This window comes from Aeromonas sp. ASNIH8, assembly GCF_002919855.1.
Lineage (GTDB): Bacteria > Pseudomonadota > Gammaproteobacteria > Enterobacterales > Aeromonadaceae > Aeromonas > Aeromonas caviae.
The window spans coordinates 1-6831 of record NZ_PQLN01000149.1 but is presented as its reverse complement, the minus strand read 5'-3'; the positions used below and the strand labels follow the sequence as shown (position 1 = coordinate 6831).

General features: G+C 64.7%; 8 protein-coding genes and 1 pseudogene. 5 read left to right on the top strand and 4 right to left on the bottom strand.

Features of this window, described 5'->3' with window-relative positions:
• Both C3418_RS22185 and C3418_RS22180 read right to left on the bottom strand, forming a co-directional pair.
• A partial coding sequence (locus C3418_RS22185) for a transposase domain-containing protein (protein WP_181023087.1) occupies window positions 1–188 on the bottom strand: 188 nt, incomplete at its 3' end.
• Window positions 189–317: 129 nt separating this feature from the next.
• The gene (locus C3418_RS22180; protein ID WP_052815821.1) at window positions 318–2051 is read right to left on the bottom strand and encodes a formate--tetrahydrofolate ligase; all 1734 of its coding nucleotides are present in this window, start codon (window positions 2049–2051) and stop codon (window positions 318–320) included.
• 65 nt (window positions 2052–2116) lie between these two features.
• Here C3418_RS22180 and C3418_RS22175 point away from each other — a divergent pair, with 65 nt between their 5' ends.
• Window positions 2117–2518 (top strand): hypothetical protein, encoded by a 402-nt coding sequence (locus C3418_RS22175; protein ID WP_010674174.1) that lies wholly within the window; start codon window positions 2117–2119, stop codon window positions 2516–2518.
• Between the two features lie 8 nt (window positions 2519–2526).
• Here the strand turns inward: C3418_RS22175 and C3418_RS22170 are convergent, their stop codons facing one another.
• The gene (locus C3418_RS22170; protein ID WP_039038856.1) at window positions 2527–3429 is read right to left on the bottom strand and encodes a LysR family transcriptional regulator; all 903 of its coding nucleotides are present in this window, start codon (window positions 3427–3429) and stop codon (window positions 2527–2529) included.
• Between the two features lie 109 nt (window positions 3430–3538).
• On the opposite strand from C3418_RS22170, the gene C3418_RS22165 reads away from it, so the two are divergent.
• The 4 genes from C3418_RS22165 to C3418_RS22150 all read left to right on the top strand — a co-directional run bounded on the left by C3418_RS22165 (window position 3539) and on the right by C3418_RS22150 (window position 6448).
• The gene (locus C3418_RS22165; protein WP_010674176.1) at window positions 3539–4099 is read left to right on the top strand and encodes a YceI family protein; all 561 of its coding nucleotides are present in this window, start codon (window positions 3539–3541) and stop codon (window positions 4097–4099) included.
• The gene (locus tag C3418_RS22160) at window positions 4099–4833 is read left to right on the top strand and encodes a hypothetical protein (protein WP_052815820.1); all 735 of its coding nucleotides are present in this window, start codon (window positions 4099–4101) and stop codon (window positions 4831–4833) included. Before C3418_RS22165 ends, C3418_RS22160 begins: the two co-directional genes overlap by 1 nt.
• A 185-nt stretch (window positions 4834–5018) precedes the next feature.
• Window positions 5019–6140 carry an adenosylhomocysteinase gene (locus C3418_RS22155; RefSeq protein WP_103859297.1) on the top strand — a complete coding sequence of 374 codons (1122 nt, stop codon included), beginning with the start codon at window positions 5019–5021 and terminating at the stop codon, window positions 6138–6140.
• Window positions 6137–6448 (top strand): SelT/SelW/SelH family protein, encoded by a 312-nt coding sequence (locus C3418_RS22150; RefSeq protein WP_010674179.1) that lies wholly within the window; start codon window positions 6137–6139, stop codon window positions 6446–6448. The genes C3418_RS22155 and C3418_RS22150 overlap by 4 nt, the downstream gene beginning before the upstream one ends.
• A gap of 63 nt (window positions 6449–6511) precedes the next feature.
• Here C3418_RS22150 and C3418_RS22145 read toward each other — a convergent pair.
• Window positions 6512–6831 (bottom strand): annotated as a pseudogene (locus C3418_RS22145) (GNAT family N-acetyltransferase); the annotation flags it as partial.

Genomic DNA, 6831 nt, shown 5'->3' with positions numbered 1-6831 from the left:
GCCATCCCCACGACGAGCCACAAGACCATATCAGAAGGTAAGCGGCGTCGGCGGATAGTGGCCTTTTCAGACAAGGCGGCAGCGGCAGTAATCCATTCGTCGGGAATATGGTCGGCAAAAATGGCCAGCCGAGCCAGCATGTCGCCAGATGCCTCAACAACATCGTTCAGATCGTTTGCAATAGACATAAAAAATCCGGAACCAGTGATTGGTTCCGGATTGTCCTACAGCAGAAGGATTGGTCAATGGATCCTTAACTGATCAGCATTGCCACCAATCGGCGGGGCCTTGTCGTTTCTGGCTGGACCTGGGCGCCGTCAGCTCAGGCCGACAATGTCGCCGTCATCGTTGATGTCGATATGGCGATAGGCCGGCAGACTGCCCAGGCCCGGCATGGTCATGATGGGGCCCGCCAGGGCATAGACGAAGGCTGCCCCCGCGCAGAGTTTCACCTCCTCGATGGGGACCTCGAAGTCCGTCGGCACGCCCTTCCTGGCCGGGTCATGGCTGATGGAGAGCGGCGTCTTGGCCATGCAGATGGGCAGGTGATCCTGGCCCTCTGCCGAGAGTCTGGCCAGTTGCTGGCGCGCCTTGTCCGAGAGGGTGATGCCCCGGCCGCCATAGCCGCACTCCACCAGGGTGGCGAGCTTGGCGGCAAGGCTCATCTCATCGGGGTAGAGCAGCCTGACCTCACTGGGCTGCTTGCAGGCCGCCACCACGGCGTGAGCCAGATCCGCCGCACCCGCGCCACCGTCAGTGAAGGCCTGGGAGAGGGCGACGCCACAGGCACCGGCCTGGCGCGCCGCCGCCTCCAGCAGGGCCAGCTCGGCGTCGCTGTCGGTGGGGAAGCGGTTGATGGCGACCACCACGGGCACCCCGTAACGGCGGGCGTTGTGAATATGCCAGGCGAGGTTGGCGCACCCCGCTGTCAGGGTGGGCAGATCTTCCCCTTGCAGGCTGGCCGGCAGCGGCTGGCCCGGCCGGATGTCGAGCAGGCCGCTGTTGGCCTTGAGGCCGCGCACCGTGGCCACCAGCACCACGCAGGCGGGGGGAAGGCCGGACTGGCGATACTTGATGTTGAAGAACTTCTCCAGCCCCATGTCGGAGCCAAAACCCGCCTCGGTCACCACGTAGTCGGCAAGACCCAGCGCCATGCGATCGGCGATGACGGAGGAGTTGCCGTGGGCGATGTTGGCAAAGGGGCCTGCGTGGACCAGCACAGGGGTCTGCTCCGTGGTCTGCATCAGGGTGGGCTTGAGGGCGTCTTTGAGCAGCACCGTCATGGCCCCCGCCACTTCCAGCTGCTCGGCGGTGATGGGCTTGCCGCGCAGGTCGAGGGCGAGCTGGATGCGGCCGATACGCGCGCGCAAGTCCTTGAGATCCCTGGCTAGGGCCAGAATGGCCATCAGCTCGGAGGCGGCGGTGATGACGAAGCGATCGGGGCGCTCGACACCATCGGCAGCGCCGCCCTGGCCGAGGGTGAGGTGGCGAAGCGCCCGGTCGTTCATGTCCAGGGTGCGGGGCCAGAGGATGTTGGCCGGGTCGATATCGAGCCGCGCCAGGCCGGTTCTGGCGCTGAACTGGTCACCGAGTTTGCGTTCATGGAACAGGCGGGCATCCAGGGCGGCAGAGGCCAGGTTGTGGGCGGCGGTGAGGGCGTGAAAATCCCCGGTGAGGTGCAGGTTCATCTCCTCCATCGGCACCACCTGGGCCATGCCGCCCCCGGCAGCGCCCCCCTTGACCCCGAAGACGGGGCCGAGGCTCGGCTGGCGAATGGTGGCGATGCTGGGCTGGCCGATGTGGTTGAGCCCCATGGAGAGGCCGATCGTGGTGACCGTCTTGCCCTCCCCAAGGGGGGTGGGCGTGATGGCGCTCACCAGCACCAGCTTGCCGGGCTCGCGGGCGGGGGCGTGATGGAGCAGCGCGAGGTCGAGTTTGCCCTTGTAATGGCCGTGGGGGTGGAGATGGGCGGCCGCTATGCCGAGCTGTGCTGCCACCTCGGCGATGGGCAGGCGGGGGGACTGGCGGGAGATCTCGATATCGCTTAGCATCAGCACCTCGTTGGCATGCAGGTCAAATATGCGGCGAAGTCTAGAGGAATCAACAGGGTAATCCAATGAGCAATACTATTTTATCCGGCAGTCGTGAACCCCATCAAAGCCCCATCCTGCTGGATCTCAACGCCCTCTATCACCCGCCCAAACGGCCCCTCACCGCCCTTGGCATCGTCAGCGCCTTCATCCCGCTCTTTGGTTACGGCTGGCAGGCGATGACTCAGGATCCCGAGACCCACTTTCGCCACGAGCTCGGCAAGCGCATCAACAAGCACAAGAGCGACGAGGCAAACCTCGCCCTGATGATGCAGTTGGCGGCCATGCTGGATTGCCACTGCCTGCACGTCACCCTGCCCTATGCGCTGGGGGAGGCCGAGCTCGCCGCCTTGCGCCAGCGTCTGCCACGCTGGCAGATGAGCCAGCAGGATCACCTGCTGGTGGCCGAGCTGATGCCCACCCCCTGAGCCCGGGCTCAGGTCTCCCTGTCCCAGTAGTGGGGCGCCAGATAGCGCTCCTGCACGAATTCGATGAAGCAGCGCACCTTGGCCGACACGAAACGGCGGTGCGGATAGAGGGCATAGAGCCCCACCTGCCCCTTCTCCCACTCCAGCAACAAGGGGACCAGCGCCCCCGAGCGCAGCGCATCCCCCACGATGAAGGTGGGCTGCAAGATGATGCCCTGGTGGTCGCAGGCGGCCCGGGTCAGGGCCACCCCGTTGTTGGCGCGAAGTGGCCCCTGGGGACGGATGCTGTGCTCCTCCCCATCCCGTTTGAAGACCCAGTCCGGCTGGGTCAGGGTGTAGATGAGGCAATCGTGCTGCTTGAGATCCTCCGGGGTCTTCGGCCTGCCCCGGCGGGCCAGGTAGTCGGGGCTGGCGCACACCACCATCTTCATCATGGCGAGCGGCTTGGCCACCAGGGAGGAGTCCGGCAGGTTGCCGATGCGCAGGGCCAGATCGAACCCCTCCTCCACCAGGGCCACCCGCCGGTCGCTGTACTCAATCTCGAGCTTCAAGTCCGGGTAGCGCTCGCGAAACAGGGGCAGGGCGGGGGATAGGTGCAGGTAGCCGAAATCCATGGGCACCGAGAGCTTGAGGGTGCCCTGGGGCTGCTGGTTGTTGTGGGTGAGCTGGCTGTGGGTCTCTTCCAGCTCCGCCAGCAGGGCCAGGGAGCGCTGGTAGTAGAACTGGCCCGCCTCGGTGGGATTGACCTGGCGGGTGGTGCGCGACAGCAGCCGGGTGGAGAGGGACTCCTCGAGCTGCTGCATCAGCTTGGAGGTCATGGCGACCGAGATCCCGAGCTGATGGGCGGCCTTGGTGAAGCTCTGGCACTCCACCACCTTGATGAAGGTGCGCATGGCGGCTATCTGATCCATATTCCACTCTCGGTTGATAATTATTTTAATAAATCGATGATTATCTATTCTCGATAGGAGGTTAGCATTTTGGACACCGTTGTGAACCCCCAATGAAGGAACGATCGGAATGAAAATGACCAAGGCCCTGCTGGCCTCTTGCCTGTTTATGGCGGCTCCCCTGATGGCTGCCGATTACGATGTCGATGCAGCGCACACCACAGTCCAGTTCAAGGTGGGCCACCTCGGCTTCTCCGAACTGGTAGGCCGGTTCAACACCTTCAGTGGCACCTTCAGCATGGACGACGCCAACCCGGCGGCGGCCAAGGCGAGCTTCGAAATCGATGCCGCCAGCGTGGATTCCAACCACGAGGCCCGCGACAAGCACCTGCGCAGCCCCGACTTCCTGGACGTGAAGCAGTACCCCAAGATGACCTTCGTCAGCACCGGCTATGAAGGCACCAAGGACAAAGGCGTGCTCAAGGGCACCCTGACCCTGCACGGCGTGTCCAAGGACGTGGCCTTCGACCTGGTCCACATCGGCGAAGGCAAGGATCCCTGGGGCGGCTACCGCAGCGGCTTCAACGCCACCACCACCATCAAGCGCAGCGAGTTCGGCGTGAACTACATGGTGCCGAACATCCCTGACGAGATGACCATCAACCTGTTCGTTGAAGGCGTGCGCAAGTAATGGGCGCAGCACTCCTGCTTCAAACCCTGGCGGCTCCTTTAGGGGCCGCTTTGCTGTCGTGGCGCTGGCCGCGGCTGGGCTATCTGTGGGGCGCCCTGGGGATCTGGCTGGTGGGCTGCCTGCTGGGCGGTGCCTATGGCCTGCCGGTCAAGGCGTGGCAGTGGCTGCCGCTGACCCTGCTGGTGCCCGCCCTGACCCAGGGTACCTGCAAGGGGATCGCCCTCGCGCTGTTCGGGGGGCTGGGCGCCCTGGTGTGGTGGCAGGGGCTGGCCTCCGTGCTGGCGAGCGAGCCCTGGATCTGGCTGGCCCTGCTGCCCGCCATCCTCTGGTCTGGCTGGACGAACTGGCGTGGTGACAGCGAGGAGGGGCTCGGCTTCGCCCTGGCCTTCATCTGGCTGGCGCTGGTCATCGGCATCGATGGCAGCCTGCTCATCGCCCAGCTGACGGGTGCCCTGGCCGCGTTTGCCGGATTCCGTGCCCTGCTCGGCGCCTTTGCAGGGGTCAAGGTGACCCCGGCCGCCCTGGGGCTGGCACTCGCCTTCGTGCAGATGCTCGCCTGGCAGTACGTGGAAGTGCCCCTGCTGGTGCTGCTGCCGGTCTGGCTGTTGCCGCTTCTGGAACGTGCCCTGCACGGGCGCCCGGGACTCTCTCGCTGGGGGGTCTTGATCCTGGTGGCGGCCGTCGGTGCCGGAGTGAGTCTGTGGTGGGTATGGCCAGAGGCGTCACTTTACTGATTTCTGCATGAAAAACAGGCTATTACCTTAGAAATTGATGGGCTTGTCAAAGTCTGGACAGATAAAGATTGAGACCCATGGTGCTTTCGGATAAAAAGGATTTTCAATTATCTGGATACACACAGAACCCGGCTATGCCGGGTTCTGTTTGCCTGCTTTCCCGCGGCACGCTAAGGAGGCCACAGTTGCACAGTCAGGGATCTGAGCATCTGTTTTTTCGCCATTTCACCGAACAGGGATGTCTTGGGGATCTCTGCATCCTGCTGGTGACCCACCTGCTTCCCGACAGACCCGACTTCATCCAGGTGCTCGATCGGGTGGGCCGGGTCGGTGCCATCCTGCCCAAACCCAAGTCCGTGCACGGGCCGACGCTGGCCTGGGCTCAGCAGCACTACCCCGTGCTGCCCCTCAATCGCCACTGGACCTCGGATCCCGGTGAGGTGATCGCCCAGATTGCCCCCCTGGTGATGTCTCACGAGCGGCTCATCATCCTCGACATCGGCGGCTACTTCGCCAAGAGCCAGGCGGTACTGGCCGAGCACTTTGGCGCCCGCTTCATCGGGGTGGTGGAGATGACCGAGAACGGCCATCAGCGGTATGAGCAGGAGTCCCTGGCGACCCCCGTCATCTCGGTGGCCCGCAGCCCCCTCAAGCAGGCGGAAGATATCCAGATCGGCCTGAGCGTGGTCTACTCCGCGGAGTCCCTCGCACGTACCCTGAGGCGTACCTTCAATGTCTGCCAGGCCGCCCTGTTCGGCTATGGCAAGGTGGGGCGCAGCATCGCTCGGGAACTGCGCTGTCGCAACCTGCATCTGGAGCTGGTGGAGACGGATGCCCTGCGCCAGGTGGAGGCGCTCTCCCACGGCTTCAAGCTGGTGAACAAGGCCGAGGCCCTGGGCCGCGCCGAGCTGGTGATCTGCTCCACCGGCAACGGCTCCCTCGACATCACCGATCTGCAGGCCCTGCGCCCCGGCGCCATGCTGGCCTCGGTCACCTCCGCCGACGACGAATTTGCCTTCAGCCTCGCCCAGCTGCCCTGGCCGAGCGAGGAGGTGTGTCCCCATGTGCTGGCCCTGACCCGGCCGGACGGCAGCACCATCTTTTTGCTCAACCGGGGGGAGGCGGTCAACTTCGTCCACGGCGCCGTCATCGGCGAATATGTCTACCTGGTGCTGGCGGAGATCATCGAAGGGGTGCACCAACTGGCCCATCAGGCATCCACCCCGGGCCTTCACGAACTGCCCCAGGCTACCATGCAGCGCATCGCTCGCCACTGGTTGACCGATTTTCACGGAGTCACCCCATGACAGACACCCATTTGCCCCTCGCGAAACCGCGCATCGAAATCCGTTACTGCACCCTCTGCCGCTGGATGCTGCGGGCCGCCTGGCTCGCCCAGGAGCTGCTCTCCACCTTCGACGGCGAACTGGGAGAGGTGGCCCTGGTGCCCGCCAGCAAGGGGGAGTTTCGCATCCTGGTGGACGGGGTGCTGGTGTGGGACAGGGTGGCCGACGAGGGCTTCCCCGAGGCCAAGGAGATCAAGCAGCGGGTGCGGGATGTCATCGCCCCGGAGCGGGATCTCGGCCATGCGGATCGTAAACCCGCAGCCGAGTAGGCGGCATCACCCATGATGTGAAAGAGGGAGGCGCAGGCCTCCCTCTTTCGTTGCGACGCCCGGTCAACGGTCGCCAGATGTGGCCGGCGCTTCCCCGGCGGGGAGGCCGATATAGCGGGCCCGCTTGTGGGGCTTGATGCGGCTCACGTCCACCCACACCAGGCCGTCGATGCAGTGGTTGAAGTCCGGGTCGATGCCAAAGTCCATGAACTGCACGCCCCCCGGCTCGCACAGCTCGGCGTACTGCTTGTAGAGGGTGGGAATGGCGCAGCCCAGGTTGTCGAGCCCGGCCTTGAGCACCTTGAGGTCATCCCCGTAATCGCGCCCCTCGAACAGCGTCGGCGTGGCGGGATAGGGGCGGCGGGAAGGGGCGAGGGCAAGGG

Excerpts from the sequence above, each read along its gene's own strand:
- C3418_RS22160 (WP_052815820.1), top strand. The coding sequence starts at position 4,099 with ATGGGCGCAGCACTCCTGCTTCAAACCCTGGCGGCTCCTTTAGGGGCC.
- C3418_RS22165 (WP_010674176.1), top strand. The coding sequence starts at position 3,539 with ATGAAAATGACCAAGGCCCTGCTGGCCTCTTGCCTGTTTATGGCGGCT.
- C3418_RS22175 (WP_010674174.1), top strand. The coding sequence starts at position 2,117 with ATGAGCAATACTATTTTATCCGGCAGTCGTGAACCCCATCAAAGCCCC.
- C3418_RS22150 (WP_010674179.1), top strand. The coding sequence starts at position 6,137 with ATGACAGACACCCATTTGCCCCTCGCGAAACCGCGCATCGAAATCCGT.
- C3418_RS22170 (WP_039038856.1), bottom strand. The coding sequence starts at position 3,429 with ATGGATCAGATAGCCGCCATGCGCACCTTCATCAAGGTGGTGGAGTGC.
- C3418_RS22180 (WP_052815821.1), bottom strand. The coding sequence starts at position 2,051 with ATGCTAAGCGATATCGAGATCTCCCGCCAGTCCCCCCGCCTGCCCATC.